Origin of the sequence: Janibacter sp. Soil728 (genome assembly GCF_001428305.1) — a bacterium.
Classification (GTDB): Bacteria; Actinomycetota; Actinomycetes; order Actinomycetales; family Dermatophilaceae; genus Janibacter.
Map to the genome: position 1 here is coordinate 199262 of NZ_LMRZ01000006.1, position 20957 is coordinate 220218.

At 66.9% G+C, this 20957-nt stretch carries 17 protein-coding genes and 1 tRNA gene; 2 read left to right on the top strand and 16 right to left on the bottom strand.

The window, feature by feature from the left end:
* Positions 1–124 precede the first annotated feature (124 nt).
* The 9 genes from tuf to rpoB all read right to left on the bottom strand — a co-directional run bounded on the left by tuf (position 125) and on the right by rpoB (position 13718).
* Entirely contained in the window at positions 125–1321 is a 1197-nt protein-coding gene (gene tuf, locus ASG73_RS14265; RefSeq protein ID WP_055996629.1) for an elongation factor Tu, read from the bottom strand.
* A 111-nt stretch (positions 1322–1432) separates the two neighbouring features.
* Complete coding sequence (gene fusA, locus ASG73_RS14270; RefSeq protein ID WP_055996632.1) at positions 1433–3550, bottom strand: elongation factor G; 2118 nt, start codon at positions 3548–3550, stop codon at positions 1433–1435.
* A gap of 88 nt (positions 3551–3638) precedes the next feature.
* Positions 3639–4109: a 30S ribosomal protein S7 gene (gene rpsG, locus ASG73_RS14275; RefSeq protein ID WP_055996635.1), complete on the bottom strand. Its 471-nt coding sequence runs from the start codon at positions 4107–4109 to the stop codon at positions 3639–3641.
* Complete coding sequence (gene rpsL / locus ASG73_RS14280; protein WP_007930014.1) at positions 4109–4483, bottom strand: 30S ribosomal protein S12; 375 nt, start codon at positions 4481–4483, stop codon at positions 4109–4111. The genes rpsG and rpsL overlap by 1 nt, the downstream gene beginning before the upstream one ends.
* Before the next feature lie 312 nt (positions 4484–4795).
* Complete coding sequence (locus ASG73_RS14285; protein ID WP_055996638.1) at positions 4796–5326, bottom strand: GNAT family N-acetyltransferase; 531 nt, start codon at positions 5324–5326, stop codon at positions 4796–4798.
* On the bottom strand, positions 5326–5607 hold the full coding sequence (locus tag ASG73_RS14290) for a hypothetical protein (RefSeq protein ID WP_055996640.1): 282 nt from the start codon (positions 5605–5607) through the stop codon (positions 5326–5328). The genes ASG73_RS14285 and ASG73_RS14290 overlap by 1 nt, the downstream gene beginning before the upstream one ends.
* Before the next feature lie 96 nt (positions 5608–5703).
* Complete coding sequence (locus ASG73_RS14295) at positions 5704–5979, bottom strand: HU family DNA-binding protein (RefSeq protein WP_055996642.1); 276 nt, start codon at positions 5977–5979, stop codon at positions 5704–5706.
* Between the two features lie 238 nt (positions 5980–6217).
* Complete coding sequence (locus ASG73_RS14300; protein ID WP_055996645.1) at positions 6218–10096, bottom strand: DNA-directed RNA polymerase subunit beta'; 3879 nt, start codon at positions 10094–10096, stop codon at positions 6218–6220.
* 139 nt (positions 10097–10235) lie between these two features.
* Positions 10236–13718, bottom strand: coding sequence for a DNA-directed RNA polymerase subunit beta (rpoB, locus tag ASG73_RS14305; RefSeq protein WP_055996648.1), 3483 nt, complete (start codon positions 13716–13718; stop codon positions 10236–10238).
* 361 nt (positions 13719–14079) lie between these two features.
* Between rpoB and ASG73_RS14310 the strand changes: the two genes are divergently transcribed.
* Positions 14080–15336, top strand: coding sequence for a phospholipase D-like domain-containing protein (locus tag ASG73_RS14310; protein WP_055996651.1), 1257 nt, complete (start codon positions 14080–14082; stop codon positions 15334–15336).
* A gap of 89 nt (positions 15337–15425) precedes the next feature.
* On the opposite strand, the gene rplL is transcribed toward ASG73_RS14310, so the two are convergent.
* The 7 genes from rplL to ASG73_RS14345 all read right to left on the bottom strand — a co-directional run bounded on the left by rplL (position 15426) and on the right by ASG73_RS14345 (position 19493).
* Complete coding sequence (rplL, locus tag ASG73_RS14315; protein ID WP_055996654.1) at positions 15426–15809, bottom strand: 50S ribosomal protein L7/L12; 384 nt, start codon at positions 15807–15809, stop codon at positions 15426–15428.
* 70 nt (positions 15810–15879) lie between these two features.
* The gene (gene rplJ, locus ASG73_RS14320) at positions 15880–16485 is read right to left on the bottom strand and encodes a 50S ribosomal protein L10 (RefSeq protein WP_055996657.1); all 606 of its coding nucleotides are present in this window, start codon (positions 16483–16485) and stop codon (positions 15880–15882) included.
* Positions 16486–16818: 333 nt separating this feature from the next.
* On the bottom strand, positions 16819–17559 hold the full coding sequence (gene rplA / locus ASG73_RS14325) for a 50S ribosomal protein L1 (protein WP_055996660.1): 741 nt from the start codon (positions 17557–17559) through the stop codon (positions 16819–16821).
* A gap of 71 nt (positions 17560–17630) precedes the next feature.
* A complete protein-coding gene (gene rplK / locus ASG73_RS14330; protein WP_055996663.1) occupies positions 17631–18068 on the bottom strand; it encodes a 50S ribosomal protein L11 in 438 nt (145 codons plus the stop codon).
* 86 nt (positions 18069–18154) lie between these two features.
* Positions 18155–19039: a transcription termination/antitermination protein NusG gene (gene nusG, locus ASG73_RS14335; protein ID WP_055996666.1), complete on the bottom strand. Its 885-nt coding sequence runs from the start codon at positions 19037–19039 to the stop codon at positions 18155–18157.
* Positions 19040–19109: 70 nt separating this feature from the next.
* On the bottom strand, positions 19110–19367 hold the full coding sequence (secE, locus tag ASG73_RS14340; RefSeq protein WP_082567270.1) for a preprotein translocase subunit SecE: 258 nt from the start codon (positions 19365–19367) through the stop codon (positions 19110–19112).
* Positions 19368–19420: 53 nt separating this feature from the next.
* A tRNA-Trp gene (locus ASG73_RS14345) sits at positions 19421–19493 on the bottom strand.
* 157 nt (positions 19494–19650) lie between these two features.
* Here ASG73_RS14345 and ASG73_RS14350 point away from each other — a divergent pair.
* The gene (locus tag ASG73_RS14350) at positions 19651–20955 is read left to right on the top strand and encodes an aminotransferase class I/II-fold pyridoxal phosphate-dependent enzyme (protein WP_055996672.1); all 1305 of its coding nucleotides are present in this window, start codon (positions 19651–19653) and stop codon (positions 20953–20955) included.
* The last annotated feature ends 2 nt before the right edge of the window (positions 20956–20957 follow it).

Genomic DNA, 20957 nt, shown 5'->3' on the forward strand with positions numbered 1-20957 from the left:
AGCTCCTCAGGGAGCGTGAGGACGGCGCTGGCGCGCCTCCTCGGGGAGCGGACACGACGAAGGGCCCGCCTCCCCTGACGGGGAGACGGGCCCTTCGTGGTTGCTGACCGAGGTCAGCCCAGGATCACTTGAGGATCTTGGTGACGCGACCGGCGCCGACGGTGCGGCCACCCTCGCGGATGTTGAACTTCAGGCCCTCTTCCATGGCGATCGGCTGGATGAGCGAGACCTTCATGTCGGTGTTGTCGCCGGGCATGACCATCTCGGTGCCCTCGGGCAGCGTGACGACGCCGGTGACGTCGGTGGTCCGGAAGTAGAACTGCGGACGGTAGGAGTCGTAGAACGGCGTGTGACGGCCACCCTCCTCCTTCGACAGGATGTAGACCTGCGCGTCGAACTCGGTGTGCGGGGTGATCGAGCCCGGCTTGCAGATGACCTGCCCGCGCTCGACGTCCTCGCGCTTGGTGCCACGAAGCAGCAGACCGACGTTCTCACCGGCGCGACCCTCGTCGAGCAGCTTGCGGAACATCTCGATGCCCGTGACGGTGGTCTTGGTCGCGGGACCCTCGTGGATGCCGACGATCTCGATGTCCTCGTTGACGTTGAGGATGCCGCGCTCGATACGACCGGTGACGACGGTTCCACGACCGGTGATCGTGAAGACGTCCTCGACGGGCATCATGAACGGCTTGTCCAGGTCGCGCACCGGCTCGGGGATGTACGAGTCGACAGCGTCCATGAGCTCCATGATCGACTCGCCCCACTTGGCGTCGCCCTCGAGCGCCTTGAGCGCCGAGACCTTGACCACGGGGACGTCGTCGCCCGGGAACTCGTAGGAGGACAGCAGTTCGCGGACCTCCATCTCGACGAGCTCCATGATCTCCTCGTCGTCCACCATGTCGGCCTTGTTGAGGGCAACGACGATGAAGGGGACGCCGACCTGGCGGGCCAGGAGCACGTGCTCCTTGGTCTGCGGCATGGGGCCGTCGGTGGCGGCGACCACGAGGATCGCGCCGTCCATCTGAGCCGCACCGGTGATCATGTTCTTCACGTAGTCAGCGTGACCGGGGCAGTCGACGTGCGCGTAGTGACGCGACTCCGTCTGGTACTCGATGTGCGAGATCGAGATCGTGATCCCACGAGCCTTCTCTTCGGGAGCCTTGTCGATCGTGTCGAACGCCGAGGCCTCGTTGAGGTCGGGGAGCTTGTCGTGCAGCACGCGGGAGATCGCGGCAGTCAGCGTCGTCTTGCCATGGTCGATGTGACCGATGGTGCCGATGTTGACGTGCGGCTTGCTCCGCTCGAACTTTGCCTTCGCCACTGTTGTGTCCTCCTCAGGACGTCATCTTCGTTACGCCTTATCCCGGCAGGGTGGCGTCGATTCTTGGGTTGTTGGGATGTTCCGCGTCGGGACCGACGGTAATGCTACCGGTCACTCGCCCCGGATCTTCTTGATGATCTCCTCGGCGACAGCCTTGGGGACCTCTGCATAGGAGTCGAACTCCATGGAGTAGTTCGCACGGCCCTGGGTCTTCGACCGCAGGTCGCCGACGTAGCCGAACATCTCGGACAGCGGGACGAGGCCGGTGACGACCTTGGCTCCGCTGACGTCCTCCATGGACTGGATCTGGCCACGACGCGAGTTGATGTCGCCGATGACGTCGCCCATGTAGTCCTCGGGGGTACGCACCTCGACCTTCATCATCGGCTCCATGAGCACCGGGTCGGCCTTGCGGGCGGCCTCCTTGAAGGCCATCGAGCCGGCGATCTTGAACGCCATCTCCGAGGAGTCGACGTCGTGGTAGGCGCCATCGAGCAGCGTCGCCTTGACGCCAACGACGGGGTAGCCGGCCAGCACGCCGTACTGCATGGCGTCCTTGATGCCCGCGTCGACGCTGGGGATGTACTCACGCGGGATGCGACCACCGGTGACGGCGTTCTTGAACTCGTACATCTCGCCGTCTTCGTTCTCGGGCATCGGCTCGAAGCGCAGCTGCACCTTGGCGAACTGACCGGAACCACCGGTCTGCTTCTTGTGCGTGTAGTCGAGCTTGTCGACGGTCTTGCGGATCGTCTCGCGGTAGGCCACCTGCGGCTTGCCGATGTTGGCCTCGACCTTGAACTCACGCTTCATCCGGTCGACGAAGACGTCCAGGTGGAGCTCGCCCATGCCGGCGATGATCGTCTGACCGGTCTCCTCGTCGAGGGAGACCTGGAAGGTCGGGTCCTCGGCGACGAGACGCTGGATGGCGCCACCCAGCTTTTCCTGGTCGCCCTTGGTCTTGGGCTCGATGGCGACCTGGATGACCGGGGCGGGGAAGGACATCGACTCGAGGATGACCGGGTTGGCGACGTCACACAGGGTGTCACCCGTGGTGGTCTCCTTGAGGCCGATGACCGCGTAGATGTGACCGGCCATGGCCTCACCGACCGGGTTCTCCTTGTTGGCGTGCATCTGGAAGAGCTTGCCGATGCGCTCCTTCTTGCCCTTGGTCGAGTTCAGGACCTGGGTACCCGGGTCGAGACGACCGGAGTAGACGCGGATGAAGGTCAGCGTCCCGAAGAAGGGGTGCGACGCGATCTTGAACGCCAGAGCCGAGAAGGGCTCGTCGGTGCTCGGCTTGCGCAGCACGACCTCGTCCTCGTTGCCGGGCGCGTGGCCCTCCATGGCAGCGACGTCGAGCGGGCTGGGCAGGTAGTCGCGCACCGCGTCGAGCACGGGCTGGACGCCACGGTTCTTGAAGGCGGAACCACAGAAGATCGGGTAGAGCTCGGAGTTGACCGTGAGCTTGCGGATGCCCGCCTTCAGCTCTTCGTTGGTCAGCTCCTCGCCACCGAGGTACTTCTCCATGAGCTCGTCGTCGGACTCGGCGACGCGCTCGACGATGCGGTTGCGGTAGTCCGCAGCCTTGGCCTGCAGGTCCTCGGGGATCTCGTGGGTCTCGTAGGAGGCTCCCAGGGTGACGTCACCCTTGGAGTCACCGGGCCACACGAGCGCCTTCATCTGGATGAGGTCGACGACCCCGACGAAGTCGTTCTCGGCACCGATCGGCAGCTGCATGACCAGCGGCTCCGCGCCGAGGCGGTCCTTGATCGTGTCGATGGTGAAGTAGAAGTCGGCGCCCAGCTTGTCCATCTTGTTGACGAAGGCGATGCGGGGGACGTCGTACTTGTCCGCCTGACGCCAGACCGTCTCGGACTGGGGCTCGACGCCCTCCTTGCCGTCGAAGACGGCGACTGCGCCGTCGAGGACGCGCAGGGACCGCTCGACCTCGACCGTGAAGTCGACGTGCCCGGGGGTGTCGATGATGTTGATCTGGGTGTCATCCCAGAAGGAGGTGACCGCGGCGGACGTGATCGTGATGCCGCGCTCCTTCTCCTGCTCCATCCAGTCGGTCGTGGAGGCACCGTCGTGCGTCTCGCCCAGCTTGTGGTTGACGCCGGTGTAGAAAAGGATGCGCTCAGTCGTCGTCGTCTTGCCGGCGTCGATGTGCGCCATGATGCCGATGTTGCGGACCTTGGTCAGGTCCGTCAGGACGTCCTGTGCCACTCGTTATCTCATCTCGCTCGTTGCGGTCGTGTCTGCCCGGGAGGGCGGTGGGGTCGGGGCCACCAAGGGTGGCGGCCCCGACCTGCTGTCACCAGCGGTAGTGCGCGAAGGCCTTGTTGGACTCGGCCATCTTGTGCGTGTCCTCGCGACGCTTGACCGCGGCACCCAGGCCGTTGCTCGCGTCGAGGATCTCGTTCATGAGGCGCTCGGTCATCGTCTTCTCACGACGCTGACGCGAGTACCCGACGAGCCAACGCAGCGACAGGGTCGTCGCGCGGCCGGGCTTGACCTCGATCGGCACCTGGTAGGTCGCACCACCGACGCGGCGGGACTTGACCTCCAGGGACGGACGGACGTTGTCCAGGGCGCGCTTGAGCGTCTGGACGGGGTCGGTGCCGGTCTTCTCACGAACGCCCTCGAGCGCGTCGTAGACGATGGCCTCGGCGATGGACTTCTTGCCATCGAGGAGAATCTTGTTGACCAGCTGGGTCACCAGAGGGGACTGGTAGACCGGGTCGATGACGAGAGGCCGCTTCGGGGCGGGACCCTTGCGAGGCATTACTTCTTCTCCTTCTTGGCGCCGTAGCGGCTGCGGGCCTGCTGACGACCCTTGACACCCTGGGTGTCGAGGGACCCGCGGACGATCTTGTAACGGACACCGGGGAGGTCCTTCACTCGGCCACCACGCACGAGCACGATGGAGTGCTCCTGCAGGTTGTGACCGACGCCCGGGATGTAGGCGGTGACCTCGATGCCACTCGTCAGGCGCACGCGGGCGACCTTACGAAGGGCAGAGTTCGGCTTCTTGGGCGTGGTCGTGTACACGCGAGTGCACACTCCACGGCGCTGCGGCGAGCCCTTGAGGGCAGGCGTGGCGGCCTTGGACGGCTTGTCCTGCCGGCCCTTGCGCACCAGCTGGTTGATGGTAGGCAACCTGTGTCTCCGTACGTCGTTGATGTTGTCTGCACCGGGCGGGTGGACCCGACCGATACTCCTTGGATGCCATCCGCGACCCCCGCACTCGGGTGTGTCGCTGATGGTGCTCCCCCCTGCACTCCCCTGCGTGATCGACTCGGATCACGCCAGGGCGCCCGGCGAGAGGTGCGAAGGAGGTCATCACTGACCCTCTTCGACGCGCGTCACGGCACAGCCATGCCACGCACGCTGATCAACGATACCGGCGTCCCCCGCAGCGTCACAAATCGGTATCCCTGTCCGCCCTCGGCGCGGCGGCGTGACCTGCCCTCAGACGAGGCGGTCGAAGGCGTCGGCGTACCTGAAGTCGCCGGCCATCTCGGGCCGCCAGGCCCGCAGCGTCAGGGCCTGGAAGTAGCGATCCTCCCACTCCCCCGGGGAGCTGATGCCCAGGCTCGACGCCGGGACGAAGCCGAAGAACCCGTAGTACTCCGGGTCACCGAGGAGCACCACGGCAGGCTCTGCGGCCTGCTCGGCGCTGGCGACGACGGACATGACGAGCGCCGCACCGATGCCCTGCTGCTGGTGGTCGGGTCGCACCGAGATCGGACCGAGCCCCACCGACGGCGCACCGTCGATGCTCGCGCGGCTGCAGACCACGTGGCCGACGACCTCGCCGTCCAGCTCGGCGACGAAGGTCAGCCCGTCGATGACCGAGCCATCGGTGCGCAGGCCGCGCAGCAGCTCACGCTCGACGGACTCCCTTCGTCCCTGTGGGATGCCGAAGGCGGCGTCGTGGAGCTCCTGCGTCGGGAGGGCGTCGTGCGGGCTCTCCCGGCGGATGATGAGGTCGTCGCGCATCAGTACCTGTCCGTGATCCAGTGGCTGTTGCCGCTCAGGAAGGCCCCGAGGTAGACGGCGGCCACGATGAGCAGGACGACGGTCACGATGGTCGCGTCGCTGCGGGAGCGGCGGGCGAAGGTGGTCACCGCGGCAGCCGCGAGGACCAGCGCCAGCAGCTTGGACACACCCCCGGGCTTGAGCAGCAGCACGAGTGCACCGACGGCGAGGACCGCGCCGAGCGTCCAGCGCGCCGCGGTGGCCCGCACCGACATCGGCTGGTCACGTTCGTCCCCGGTCATGGGCACATCCTCCCTCATCGACACTCTGGTCCGTGCACGACGAAGGGGGTCGGTCGCCATGACGGCGACCGACCCCCTTCGTGCTGGTACGGACAATCAGCCCTTGGCCGCGGCCTTGAGGGCGCTGCCGGCGGACAGCTTGGCGGCGTAGCCACCGGGGATGGTCATCTCGGCGCCGGTCTGCGGGTTGCGGCCCTTGCGCTCGGCACGCTCGACGCGCTCGAGGCTGAAGAAACCGGGGACGGTGACCTTCTCGCCCTTGGCGACGTTCTCGGACAGGACCGCCTGGAGGGCGGTGATGACCTCGGAAGCCGCGGAGGCGGACACACCGGCCTTCTCGGCGACGGCGCTGGCGAGCTCAGACTTGTTCATGTGGGATCTCCATCTGTGAAGTTCGTAGGTCGAACAAGGCCAATCAACCACGAACACGGGGCCCCCGTCGACTTGATCCCCGGCGTGTTTCCCTTGATTTTCCGGCGATCTTCGGCGTGTCGCCCTCAGAGCGACCACATCCGTCCCGTTGGCCCCACCCTCGGGATGTCACCACATGACGAAGGGGGGTGCCACCGCAGTCGCGGTGGCACCCCCCTTCGCTCGTGGAGGAGTCGGCTCAGACGTCCAGGTCGAGGTCGTCGAGGCGGATGGCCTCACCGGACCCCGGACCGAAGACCGGGTACGCGTACTCGTCGTAGTTGGGCAGCGAGTACATCGCCGCCTTGGCCTCCTCGGTGGGCTCGACATCCACGTTGTTGTACCGGGGCAGGCCCGTACCGGCGGGGATGAGCTTTCCGAGGATGACGTTCTCCTTCAGACCCAGCAGCGGGTCCGAACGACCCTCCATCGCGGCCTCGGTGAGGACGCGAGTCGTCTCCTGGAAGGAGGCGGCGGAGAGCCAGGAGTCCGTGGCCAGCGAGGCCTTGGTGATACCCATGAGCTCCGGACGACCCGAAGCCGGGCGACCGCCCTCGGACACGACGCGGCGGTTCTCGATCTCGAAGCGGGCGCGCTCGGCGAGCATGCCCGGCAGCAGACCGGTGTCTCCTGCCTCGAGGATCGTGATCCGGCGCAGCATCTGCCGCACGATGATCTCGATGTGCTTGTCGTGGATCGACACACCCTGCTGGCGGTAGACCTTCTGCACCTCGTCGACGAGGTGCTTCTGGGCGTGACGCGGGCCGAGGATGCGCAGGACCTGCTTGGGGTCGATGGCGCCCTGGGTCAGCTGGGTACCGACGGTGACGCGCTCGCCGTCCTCGATGAGCAGGCGCGAACGCTTGCTCACGGGGTAGGCGTGCTCCTCGCCGTCGCGGTCGGCGACGAGCAGCAGGCGACGACCCTTGTCGGTCTCCTCGATCGTGACGCGGCCGTCGGCCTCGGCGATCGGGGCGACGCCCTTGGGGGTACGCGCCTCGAAGAGCTCGACGACACGCGGCAGACCCTGCGTGATGTCGTCACCGGCCACACCACCGGTGTGGAAGGTACGCATCGTCAGCTGGGTACCGGGCTCACCGATCGACTGGGCCGCGATGATGCCCACGGCCTCGCCGATGTCGACGAGCTGACCGGTGGCCAGGCTGCGCCCGTAGCACTTGGCGCAGGTGCCGACCTTGGACTCACAGGTGAGCACCGAGCGGATCTTCACCTCGTCGACGCCGGCCTGGTACAGCCGGTCGATGACGACGTCACCGAGGTCGGACCTGGCCTCGGCCAGGACGGTGCCCTCGTGCTCCACAGCAGCGGCGACGCAGCGGCCGTAGACGGTGAACTCGACCTCGTCGTGGAGGCGGCGGGTGCCGGTCAGCTCGTCGTGCTGCGCGATGGGCATGGTCAGACCACGCTCGGTCCCGCAGTCGTCCTCGCGGACGATGACGTCCTGGGAGACGTCGACGAGACGACGCGTCAGGTAGCCGGAGTCGGCGGTACGAAGGGCGGTGTCGGCCAGTCCCTTGCGCGCACCGTGCGTCGAGATGAAGAACTCGACGACGGACAGACCCTCACGGAAGTTCGTGCGGATCGGGCGAGGGATGATCTCGCCCTTCGGGTTGGCCATGAGGCCACGCATACCGGCGATCTGGCGCAGCTGGAACCAGTTACCACGAGCACCCGAGCTGACCATCCGGTAGATGGGGTTGTCCTTCGGGAAGTTCTCCTGCATCTCTGCGGAGACCTCGTTGGTGGCCTGGGTCCAGATCTCGATCTGCTCCTGACGACGCTCGTCGTCGGTGATCAGACCGCGCTCGTACTGCTTCTGGACCTTGGTCGCCTTCTCCTCGTAGACCGCGAGGATCTCCGGCTTGCGGGGCGGGGTCACGACGTCGGAGAGCGCGACCGTGGTGCCCGAGCGGGAGGCCCAGTGGAAACCGGCCTCCTTCAGGGCGTCCAGGGAAGCGGCGACCTGCACCTTGGTGTAGCGCTCGGCGAGGTCGTTGACGATCGTCGACAGACGCTTGCGGTCGACCTCTTCGTTGACGAAGGGGTAGTCCTCCGGCAGCGTGCCGTTGAACACCGCACGACCCAGGGTCGTCTCGGCAGTCCAGGTCTTGATCCGACCCTGCTCGTCCGTCTCGGCGCCCTCGGGCAGCTGACCTGCGGGCGGGACGACGTCCTCCAGGCGGACCCGGATCGGCGTGCCGATCTTGATCTCGCCGGCGTCGTAGGCCATGCGGGCCTCGGACGTCGAGGAGAAGGCGCGCGTGTGCTCGGTCTCGAGAGCCACCTCGGAGGTGAGGTGGAAGAGGCCGATGATCATGTCCTGGGTCGGCATGGTGACGGGACGACCGTCGGCCGGCTTGAGGATGTTGTTGCTCGAGAGCATCAGGATCCGGGCCTCGGCCTGCGCCTCCGCGCTGAGCGGCAGGTGCACGGCCATCTGGTCACCGTCGAAGTCCGCGTTGAACGCGGTGCACACGAGCGGGTGGATCTGGATGGCCTTGCCCTCGATGAGCTGCGGCTCGAAGGCCTGGATGCCCAGACGGTGCAGCGTGGGCGCACGGTTGAGCAGGACCGGGTGCTCGGTGATGACCTCTTCGAGGACGTCCCACACCACGGACCGGTGACGCTCGACCATGCGCTTGGCCGACTTGATGTTCTGCGCGTGGTCGAGGTCGACGAGCCGCTTCATGACGAAGGGCTTGAAGAGCTCGAGCGCCATGGCCTTGGGCAGACCACACTGGTGCAGCTTCAGCTGCGGGCCGACGACGATGACCGAACGGCCGGAGTAGTCGACGCGCTTGCCGAGGAGGTTCTGACGGAAGCGTCCCTGCTTGCCCTTGAGCATGTCGGAGAGCGACTTCAGCGGACGGTTGCCCGGTCCGGTGACCGCACGACCACGACGACCGTTGTCGAAGAGGTTGTCGACGGCCTCCTGCAGCATCCGCTTCTCGTTGTTGACGATGATCTCGGGGGCGCCGAGGTCAAGCAGTCGCTTGAGGCGGTTGTTGCGGTTGATGACGCGGCGGTACAGGTCGTTGAGGTCGGAGGTCGCGAAGCGGCCACCGTCCAGCTGGACCATCGGGCGCAGGTCCGGCGGGATGACCGGGACGGCGTCCAGGACCATGCCCGCGGGCTTGTTGTCGGTGGTGAGGAAGGCGGTGACGACCTTGAGGCGCTTGAGCGCACGGGTCTTCTTCTGCCCCTTGCCGGTCGCGATGATCTCGCGCAGCTTCTCCGACTCCGCCTGCAGGTCGAAGGTCTCCAGACGCTTCTGGATCGCCGCGGCACCCATGCCACCCTCGAAGTACAGACCGAAGCGGTCACGCATCTCGCGGTAGAGGACCTCGTCGCCCTCGAGGTCCTGGACCTTGAGGTTCTTGAAGCGGTCCCAGACCTGCGAGAGGCGCTCGACCTGCTGGTCGGCCCGCTTGCGGATCTGGTTCATCTCGCGCTCGGCGGAGTCGCGGACCTTGCGCTTGGCGTCGGACTTGGCGCCCTCGGCCTCGAGCTCGGCGATGTCCTTCTCTAGCTTCTGCGCGCGGGTCTCGACGTCCGCGTCGCGGCGGTTCTCGAGCTCCTTCTTCTCCGCGTCGATCTGGGCCTCGAGCGAGGGCAAGTCGGTGTGACGCTGGTCCACGTCGACGCTGGTGATCATGTAGGCGGCGAAGTAGATGACCTTCTCGAGGTCCTTCGGCGCCAGGTCGAGCAGGTACCCCAGGCGAGACGGCACGCCCTTGAAGTACCAGATGTGGGTGACGGGCGCAGCCAGCTCGATGTGCCCCATGCGCTCACGGCGAACGCCGGCGCGGGTGACCTCGACGCCGCAGCGCTCGCAGATGATGCCCTTGAAGCGGACACGCTTGTACTTGCCGCAGGAGCACTCCCAGTCCCGGGTGGGGCCGAAGATCCGCTCGCAGAAGAGGCCCTCCTTCTCGGGCTTCAGGGTGCGGTAGTTGATGGTCTCAGGCTTCTTTACCTCGCCGTGGCTCCAGTTGCGGATGTCTTCCGCGGAGGCCAGGCCGATGCGCAACTCGTCGAAGAAGTTGACGTCCAGCACGATGTGCTTCCTTCTCTCGTTCTCGAGGATGACTCGATAAGTTCTGTTGTCCGTGCAGTGGCGATGTGCCACCAGCACGGACTATGGGGAGGAGCGGACCGGGGTCCCGCGAAGCAGTGTCCGCGGGGACCCCGGACCGTTAGACCTCCTCGACGCTGCTCGGCTCGCGCCGGGACAGGTCGATGCCGAGCTCTTCCGCAGCGCGGAAGACATCGTCTTCGCTGTCGCGCATCTCGATGGTGCCGCCCTCGGAGTTGAGGACCTCCACGTTGAGGCAGAGGGACTGCATCTCCTTGATGAGCACCTTGAAGGACTCCGGGATCCCGGGCTCCGGGATGTTCTCGCCCTTGACGATGGCCTCGTAGACCTTGACGCGACCGGTCACGTCGTCGGACTTGATCGTCAGGAGCTCCTGGAGCGCGTAGGAGGCGCCGTAGGCCTCGAGGGCCCACACCTCCATCTCGCCGAAGCGCTGACCACCGAACTGGGCCTTACCACCGAGCGGCTGCTGGGTGATCATCGAGTACGGCCCGGTGCTGCGCGCGTGGATCTTGTCGTCCACGAGGTGGTGCAGCTTCAGGATGTACATGTACCCGACGGACACCGGGGCCGGGTACGGGTCACCGGTGCGGCCGTCGAACAGGTTGGCCTTGCCGGAGCGGTCGATCAGGCGAACGCCGTCACGCGTGGGCGTCGTCGAGTCGAGCAGACCCGCGATCTCGTGCTCGTCGGCACCGTCGAAGACGGGGCTGGCGACACGGGTGTCGGCCGGAGCCTCACGCGCATCCTGCGGGATCATCTTCGCCCAGTCAGGGTTGCCGTCGATCTTCCACCCGCGGCTGGCGGCCCAGCCCAGGTGCAGCTCCATGATCTGGCCGATGTTCATTCGACCGGGGACACCGAGCGGGTTGAGGATGACGTCGACCGGCGTGCCGTCCTCCATGAAGGGCATGTCCTCGACCGGGAGGATCTTGGAGATGACGCCCTTGTTGCCGTGGCGGCCGGCAAGCTTGTCACCGTCGGTGATCTTGCGCTTGTTGGCCACGTAGACGCGGACGAGCTGGTTGACGCCCGGGGGCAGCTCATCGCCCTCGTCCTTGTCGAAGACCTTGACCGCGATGACGGTCCCGGTCTCGCCGTGAGGCACCTTCATCGACGTGTCGCGGACCTCGCGGGCCTTCTCACCGAAGATGGCGCGCAGGAGGCGCTCCTCCGGGGTCAGCTCGGTCTCACCCTTGGGCGTGACCTTGCCGACGAGCAGGTCGCCGTCGCGGACCTCGGCGCCGATGCGGATGATCCCGCGCTCGTCGAGGTCGGCGAGGACCTCCTCGGAGACATTGGGGATGTCCCGGGTGATCTCCTCCGGGCCGAGCTTGGTGTCGCGGGCGTCGACCTCGTGCTCCTCGATGTGGATCGAGGAGAGGACGTCGTCCTGCACCAGACGCTGGCTGAGGATGATCGCGTCCTCGTAGTTGTAGCCCTCCCAGGGCATGAACGCGACGAGCAGGTTGCGACCCAGCGCCATCTCGCCACCATCGGTGGCGGGACCATCGGCGATGAGCTGACCGACCTCGACGCGCTGTCCCTCGGAGACCATGACGCGCTGGTTGTAGCTGTTGCCCTGGTTGGACCGGCTGAACTTCATCATCTTGTAGGTCTTGCTGCCGCCCTCGTCCTGGGTGACGGTGACGAGCTCAGCAGAGACCTCGGTGACGACGCCGGCCTTCTCGGCACGGACCACGTCACCCGAGTCGAGCGCGGCGCGGTACTCCATGCCGGTGCCCACGTAGGGAGCCTCGGCCTGGACCAACGGGACGGCCTGACGCTGCATGTTGGCGCCCATGAGCGCACGGTTGGCATCGTCGTGCTCGAGGAAGGGGATCATCGCAGTCGCGGCCGAGACCATCTGGCGCGGCGAGACGTCCATGTAGTCGACGTCCTCGGCGGGGATCTGGTCGACCTCGCCACCCTTGGTGCGGGCGAGGACGCGCTCCTCGGCGAAGTTGCCGTCGTCGAGCAGGACGGCGTTGGCCTGGGCGACCACGACCTTGTCCTCCTCGTCCGCGGAGATGTAGTCGATGTCGTCAGTGACGCGACCGTCCACGACCTTGCGGTACGGGGTCTCGATGAAGCCGAAGGGGTTGATCCGCCCGTAGGACGCGAGCGAGCCGATCAGACCGATGTTGGGACCCTCAGGGGTCTCGATCGGGCACATGCGGCCGTAGTGCGACGGGTGGACGTCACGGACCTCCATCTGCGCGCGGTCACGGGAGATACCACCCGGGCCCAGCGCGTTGAGGCGACGCTTGTGCGTCAGCCCGGACAGGGGGTTGTTCTGGTCCATGAACTGCGACAGCTGGCTGGTCCCGAAGAACTCCTTGATGGAGGCGACGACCGGCCGGATGTTGATCAGGGTCTGCGGCGTGATGGCCTCGACGTCCTGGGTGGTCATCCGCTCGCGGACGACCCGCTCCATGCGGGAGAGACCCGTACGAACCTGGTTCTGGATGAGCTCGCCGACATTGCGCACCCGGCGGTTGCCGAAGTGGTCGATGTCGTCGGTCTCGACCGGCACCTCGAAGGGCTCACCGTCACGCACACCCGGCAGGGTGCGCTGGTCCGCGTGCAGCGCGACCAGGTACTTCAGGGTCGCGACGATGTCCTCGAGCGTGAGCACGGACGAGCTGAGCTCGGCCTCGAGACCCAGCTTGCGGTTGATCTTGTAACGACCAACCTTGGCCAGGTCATAGCGCTTGGGGTTGAAGTAGAGGTTGTCGAGCAGGTTCTGCGCGGCCTCACGGGTCGGCGGCTCGCCGGGGCGCAGCTTGCGGTAGATGTCGAGCAGCGCGGCGTCCTGCTCTTCGACCGTGTCCTTCTCGAGGGTGGCGCGCATCGAGTCGAACTCGCCGAACTCCTCGAGGATCTCGGCGGTGGTCATGCCCAGGGCCTTGAGCAGCACGGTGACCGACTGCTTGCGCTTGCGGTCGACGCGCACGCCGACGAGGTCGCGCTTGTCGACCTCGAACTCGAGCCAGGCACCCCGGCTCGGGATGATCTTGGTCGAGTAGATGTCCTTGTCGGACGTCTTGTCGGCGCTGCGCTCGAAGTAGACGCCCGGGCTGCGGACGAGCTGCGAGACGACGACGCGCTCGGTGCCGTTGATGATGAAGGTGCCCCGCGGGGTCATGAGCGGGAAGTCGCCCATGAAGACCGTCTGGCTCTTGATCTCGCCGGTCTCGGCGTTCATGAACTCGGCCGTGACGAACAGGGGTGCGGAGTAGGTCTGGTCCCGCTCCTTGCACTCGTCGACGGTGTACTTGGGCTCTTCGAAGCGGCTCTCCCTGAAGGAGAGGCTCATCGAGCCGGAGAAGTCCTCGATCGGGGAGATCTCCTCGAAGATCTCCTCCAGTCCAGGACGCTCGGGGACGTCACGTCGACCGGCATCCAGAGCAGCGGCAACGCGCTCCTGCCACTTCTCGTTTCCGAGGAGCCAGTCAAAGCTCTCGGTCTGCAAGGCCAGGAGGTCGGGGACCTCCAGAGGCTCGCGGATCTTCGCGAAGGACAGACGGCCTGAAGCCGTCCGTGCGGTGGACATCGGGGAAGCGGTGCGCGAGGCAGCCAAGGATGGATCCTTCCACGGGCCTTGAGGGTCGGGCGGCGCTGCGGGGCTCCCGGTCGAACTCCGTCAGGTACTCAACACACCTCGGCACTGAGGGGATTCGAGCGTTCAGACGGAGTCACGGCAGGACTAAGGCAGCGCAAAGCGACAGCATAGTCGCAGACACGCACGAGTGTCCAACCCGGTCGGGCCAGCGGCGCGACGGGTGGTCAACGGCGCTCTTGCCACAGACGGTGACGGCGCCGGATCATTCGACGCCATGAGAATGGATCACGAGAGCGGCGACGTCAAGGCCCCTGCTCGGCGGGTCGCAACCTCACCCCACCCGATGGGACCTCCCTTCGTCTCGCCCTAGGGTGTGGCCATGGAGATCCGCGCCGTCCGCCGCCGTCGTCGTCGCCGCGACGCCCGTCGCGTGGTGCGTCGGGTTGCAGTCGGCGCCCTGACCACCCAGCTGGCCACTGTCGCAGGACTGCTCGTCTTCGACAGCGTGCGACGCAAGGACCGCCCCGACCAGGAGTTCCCCCACCGTCATGGCGAGCCCGTGCCGGTCGACGGGGGCGACGTGCGCATCTACACCTTCGGCGAGCACCTCTTCGAGGACATGCTCGCGGACATCCGGGCGGCAACCGATCGGGTCTACTTCGAGACCTACATCTGGAAGGGCGATGCCGTCGGACGCCGCTTCCGTCAGGCCCTGATCGATGCCCACGAGCGCGGTGTCGAGGTCTACATCGTCTTCGACACCTTCGCCAACCTCGTCGTCCCCAAGGACTTCTACGCGGGCCTCCCGACGGGCATCCACGTCAAGCGCCATCCTCTCGTCACCGGCGGCGCGAAGTTCCTCTTCCCGAGCCACTGGGGCCGCAACCACCGCAAGCTGCTCGTCGTCGACCAGACGGCGGCCTACCTCGGTGGCTACAACATCGGCCAGGACTACGCCAACCGCTGGCGAGACACCCACGCGCGCTACAGCGGCGACATGGTGGTCGAGCTGGAGAACACCTTCGTCGACTACTGGAACCACTACGGCGGCCGGCCAGCCCTCCCCCAGCCGGCTCGGCGCACCTGGAGCCGCGAGATGCGGGTGCACCGCAACCTGCCGGCCGACATGGTCTACCCGATCCGCAACATGTACCTGGAGGCGATCGACCGGGCCGACACGCGCGTCTGGCTCACGACGGCCTACCTGATCCCCGACGACGCCTTCGTCCGCAGCCTCGTGCAGGCCGCCCAGCGCGGGGTCGACGTACGCCTGATCGTCCCCCACTTCAGCAACCACATCGTGGCCGACTGGCTCAGCCGGGTGACCTACGAGCGCCTGCTGAAGGGGGGCGTGCGGCTGCTGCGCTTCGAGAACGCCATGGTGCACGCCAAGACCGCCACGATCGACGGCATCTGGTCGACGATCGGCACGGCCAACATCGACCGGCTGAGCCTCGCGGGCAACTACGAGGTCAACATGGAGATCCTGGACGCCGCCGTCGCACGGCGCATGGAGGAGATCTTCGACCTCGACTCCGGCAACTGCACCGAGCTGACGCTCGACGAGTGGACTCGGCGTCCGCTGGCCGCTCGCGTCTCCGAGGGCATCCTCTCCCCCTGGCGTCCGCTGCTCTGACGGGAGCGGCACGACGACGAAGGGCGGGTCGCACCGTGAGGTGCGACCCGCCCTTCGGCAGATCAGTGCCCGTCAGAGACGGGCGAGGATCACTTGAGCTCGACGGAGGCGCCGGCGCCCTCGAGGGCCTCCTTGGCCTTCGCGGCAGCGTCCTTGTCGACCTTCTCGAGGACGGGCTTGGGGGCGCCGTCAACGAGGTCCTTGGCCTCCTTGAGACCGAGGCTCGTGAGCGCGCGGACCTCCTTGATGACCTGGATCTTCTTGTCGCCGGCGGCGGTCAGGATGACGTCGAACTCGTCCTGCTCCTCCTCGGCGGCGGCCTCGCCACCAGCGGCGGCGGGGGCAGCAGCGGCAACCGGGGCCGCGGCGGTGACCTCGAAGGTCTCCTCGAACTGCTTCACGAACTCGGAGAGCTCGATGAGGGTCATTTCCTTGAAGGCCTCAAGGAGCTCGTCGGTGCTGAGCTTCGCCATGATGGGCGTCCTTTCTGCAAACGTTGTGCCGTGAGTGGCGTGTGTGTACTGCGGTCTGAGGCGGACTGCCTCAGGCCTCGTCGCCACCCTCGGGGGTGGACTCGGTGGTGGACGCGGCCTCGGCTGCGTCCTCCGGGGCGTCGGTCGAGACCGGGCCCTGCTCCTCGACCTTCGCGCGCAGTGCGTCGACGACCCGAGCGGTCTGCGACAGCGGCGCGTTGAAGAGGTATGCGGCCTGGGTGAGCTGAGCCTTCATGGCCCCAGCAAGCTTGCCCAGGAGAACCTCGCGCGACTCAAGCTTCGCGAGCTTCTCGATGTCCTCCGGCGTGAGCGGGTTCCCGTCCAGGAGCCCACCCTTGATCACCAGGAGGGGGTTGTCCTTGGCGAAGTCACGCAGACCCTTCGCGGCCTCGACGGGGTCGCCCTCGACGAAGGCGATCGCGTTGGGGCCGACGAGCTGGCCCTCGAAGGCGGACTCGACGCCCGCCTCCTTGGCAGCGCGTTCGGTCAGCGTGTTCTTCACCACGGAGTAGGTGGCGTTGCCACGGAGCTTGCTTCGCAGCTCTCCGAGCTGCGCCACGGTCAGACCGCGGTACTCCGTGATCACGGCCGCGGTCGACGTGCGGAACTTGTCCGCCATGTCGGCAATGACGGCGTCCTTCTCGGCGTTCGCCATGCGGGCCTCCCTTCTCATGTGGTGCCACCGGGGCCCGAGACGAAAAAAGGAGCCCCGCGCAGGCACGGGACTCCAGGACGCACTCCACGAAGGAGGCGTCGGTGTCAGTGTCCTGCGCTGGTCGCCCGCATTCGCGGAACCTTGGGTCATCTCTGCGAGCAGCGATGACAACCGGCGGTCAATGGTCGTTGGTCAGCGTACGGCAGCAGCGCCGCACCGACCAAATCGTGGACGACGAAGGGGGCTGCCTCCCTCGCGGGAAGCAGCCCCCTCGGCTTCGAGACGCTTGCTTCGCAAGCTCCTCAGCCAGCGTGGTGCTGGGTGATCGTCAGATCAGGCGCCGGTGACCGAGTCGACGGCCACCGGGGTGGCCTCGTCGAGCAGGTTCTTGACGCGCGTGCTGTCGAGCTGGATGCCCGGGCCCATGGTCGTGCTCAGCACGGCCTTGGTGATGTAGCGGCCCTTGGAGGCGGAGGGCTTGAGGCGAAGGATCTCCTCGAGCGCGCTCTGGTAGTTCTCGACCAGCTTGGTCTCGTCGAAGCTCGCCTTGCCGATGATGAAGTGCAGGTTGGCGTGCTTGTCGTTGCGGAACTCGATCTTGCCGCCCTTGATGTCCGTGACGGCCTTGGCCGTGTCCATCGTGACGGTGCCGGTCTTGGGGTTCGGCATGAGGCCGCGGGGGCCGAGGACCTTGCCGAGACGACCGACCTTGCCCATGAGGTCCGGGGTGGCGACGACGGCGTCGAAGTCCATCCACCCGCCCTGGATCTTCTCGAGCAGGTCGTCCGAACCCACGTAGTCGGCGCCGGCCTCACGGGCGGCGTCGGCCTTGTCGCCGTTGGCGAAGACGAGGACGCGGGCGGTCTTGCCCGTGCCGTGCGGCAGGTTGACCGTGCCGCGGACCATCTGGTCGGCCTTGCGGGGGTCGATGCCGAGGCGGAAGACGACCTCGACGGTCTCGTCGTAGGACGTCTTGGCGCTGTCCTTGGCGAGGCGGATGGCCTCGAGGGGGGCGTAGGCCAGGTCGGCGTCGATCTTCTCTGCCGCGGCGCGGTAGCTCTTGCTGCGCTTCATGTGCTGCTCCTTGGTGGTGGTGGAGATGTGGTCGGGGCCAGCGCTGGCCCTCCCACGGGTGGTGCGTCGGGTCAGATGCCCGGCGTCTCGATACCCATCTGACGAGCGGTGCCGGCGATGATCTTCATCGCGGCGTCGATGTCGTGGGCGTTGAGGTCAGGCATCTTGGTCTCGGCGATTTCCTTGACCTGGTCCTTGGTCAGCGAGCCGACCTTGGTCTTGTGCGGCTCGCCCGAGGCCTTCTTGACCCCAGCCGCCTTCTTGATGAGCTCAGCGGCCGGCGGGGTCTTGGTGATGAAGGTGAACGAGCGGTCTTCGTAGACCGTGATCTCGACCGGCACGACATTGCCGCGCATGTCCGCCGTGGCGTCGTTGTACGCCTTGACGAACTCCATGATGTTGACGCCGTGCTGGCCGAGGGCCGGGCCGACGGGCGGGGCCGGGGTGGCGGCACCTGCCTGGATCTGGAGCTTGATGTAGCCGGAGACCTTCTTGCTCTTCGGGGGCATGCGGTGTTCCTACTTCCTGTTGGTGGGCCGACGCCTTGGGCGATGACCCGGTTGCATGAGGTGCCGCCGATCGGCGGCACCGACCATCAGATCTTGGCGACCTGGTGGAAGCCGAGCTCGACCGGGGTCTCCCGGCCGAAGATGGAGACGAGGACCTTCAACTTCTGGCTCTCCGGGATGATCTCGGAGATCGAGGCGGGCATCGTCTCGAAGGGGCCGTCCATGACCGTGACCGACTCGCCGATCTCGAAGTCGACGTCCATCGCGGCAGCGGACGAACCGCCCTGGGCGGGTGCGCCACCGGCAGTGGCAGCGGCGGGCTTCTCGAGATCGGCGGGCTTGATCATCGTGAAGACCTCGTCGAGGCTCAGCGGCACCGGGTCGTGGGCGTTGCCGACGAAGCCGGTGACGCCGGGGGTGTGACGCACGGCGCCCCAGGACTCGTCGGTCAGGTCCATGCGCACGAGGACGTACCCGGGCATGCGCGGCTGCTTGCGCACCTTCTTCTGGCCGGCCTTGATCTCGGTGACCTCGTCGATGGTGACGGCCACCTCGAAGATGTAGTCCTCCATGTCGAGGTTCGCGACACGGGTCTCGAGATTGTGCTTCACGCGGTTCTCGTAGCCCGCGTAGGTGTGGATGACGTACCAGTCGCCGAACTTGGTGGCCAGGTCGTCCTTGAAGGCCTTGACCGGGTCCTCGGCGTCCTCGGGCAGGATGTCGCCGTCCTCGTCCATGTCGGACTGGGCCTCGACGTCTGCGTCTGCGTCGGCCTCGGGGGCGTCCTCGTCAGCGACCTGCTCGGCAGCCGCCTCCTCGAGGGCCTCGTCGGCGGCGCGGGCGTCGTCGGCCTCCTGGGCAGAAGGGAGGTCTGCCGGCGGCTGCGCGGCGTACTCGGCCTGCTCGGCGGCGGCGACGCTCGAGGTGCCCTCATTTTCCTGGGGCTCGGGGGTCTGGGCCTGCTCGGACATGACCTGATTCCTCACTTCGACTACTACGACGGCGCAGGTGCGCGCCCGGACTGCGGTTGGTACAGCGGCGTCAGCCGCCGAACACCCAGAGCACGCCACGGGTGAACACGGCGTCCAGGCCAGCGACGATGAGCATCATCACGGCCACGAAGACGATGACGACGAGCGTGTAGTTGACCAGCTCGGACCGCGTCGGTCGGACGACCTTGCGGAGCTCGTCGAGCACCTGGGCCATGAAGAGGCCGATCGACCCGAAGAAGCGAGAGATCGGGTTGCCGCCCTTCGGCCCGCGCCGCGCGTTGGTCGGCTGCGCTCCGAGCTGGCTCACGTCATCTCTTCTCATCCGGGATCACCTGGCTGCGCAACGGGTGTCGTGCAACGCAGGGCAGGAGGGACTCGAACCCCCAACCGCCGGTTTTGGAGACCGGTGCTCTACCAATTGAGCCACTGCCCTTCGGGAAGCCCTGGTCGGGGCGGCTTCCCGGGCCGACTTCACCCTTCGTCTCCTACATGCGGGCATGACGGAGAGTCTGGTCGAAGTCAACCGAGGAGCAACACTACGTCACGAAGGGCCCACACCGCGAACCAGCCGAAGGTGGAAGACTGTGCCCGTGACTTCGACGAACGCAGCTCGCCCCCTGTCCGACCTCAGCGCGGAGGAGCTCGACGCCCTCGCGTCGACCCAACGTGAGGCCCACGCGGCGCAGGCCGCCAAGGGCACCAAGCTCGATGTCACGCGCGGCAAGCCGAGCGCGGCCCAGCTCGACCTCGCCGACGCGATGCTCTCCCTTCCCTCTGCGACGAAGGACCGGGCCGGTACCGACGTGCGCAACTACGGCGGCCTGTCCGGTCTGGCCGAGCTGCGCGAGATCTTCGCCGAGCTGCTCTGGGTCGAGCCCGACCAGATCGTCGCGGGCGGCAACTCCTCGCTGACGATGATGCGTGACGTCCTCGTCGACCTGCTCCTCTTCGGCGCGATCGACTCCCTTCGCCCGTGGGCGAAGGAGGAGAAGGTCACCTTCATCTGCCCCGTCCCCGGCTACGACCGCCACTTCGGGCTCCTCGAGGACCTCGGGATCACCATGATCACCGTCCCCATGACCGACGAGGGCCCCGACGCCGAGGAGGTCGCCCGACTCGCGGCCTCCGACCCGTCGATCAAGGGCATGTGGGTCGTCCCGACCTACGCCAACCCGACCGGCTCCGTCGTCACCCAGGAGATCGCCAGCCGTCTGGCCGCGATGGAGACCGCCGCCCCCGACTTCAAGATCTTCTGGGACAACGCCTACGCGGTCCACCACCTCACCGAGGACGAGACCAAGAGCGCGGACGTCATCAGCCTCGCCTCCGCAGCCGGCCACCCGCACCGCGCGATCATGTTCGCCTCGACCTCCAAGATCACCTGGGCCGGCGCGGGCGTGGCCTTCCTGGCCTCCTCCGTGGAGCAGGTCGCCTGGTACCTGGAGCACCTCGGCAAGGGCTCGATCGGCCCGGACAAGGTCAACCAGCTGCGCCACGTGGAGTTCTTCGGTGACGCCGAGGGCGTGCGGGCCCACATGCGGCGGCACGCCGGGATCATCGCCCCCAAGTTCGCCGAGGTGGACCGCGTGCTCACCGAGCGTCTGGGCGGTCTGGGCATCGCGACGTGGAACCGACCGACCGGCGGCTACTTCGTCAACCTCGACGTCCTGCCCGGCACCGCCTCGCGCGTCGTCGCGCTGGCCAAGGAGGCCGGCCTCTCGCTGACGCCCGCCGGGGCCTCCTTCCCCCACGGCGACGACCCGCAGGACACCAACATCCGGCTGGCGCCGACCATGCCGCCGATGTCCGAGCTCACCGAGGCCATGGAGACGGTCGCCGCCTGCGTCCTGATCGCCGCGGCCGAAAAGCTGGGCGGAAGCCCGACGAAGGAGTGACC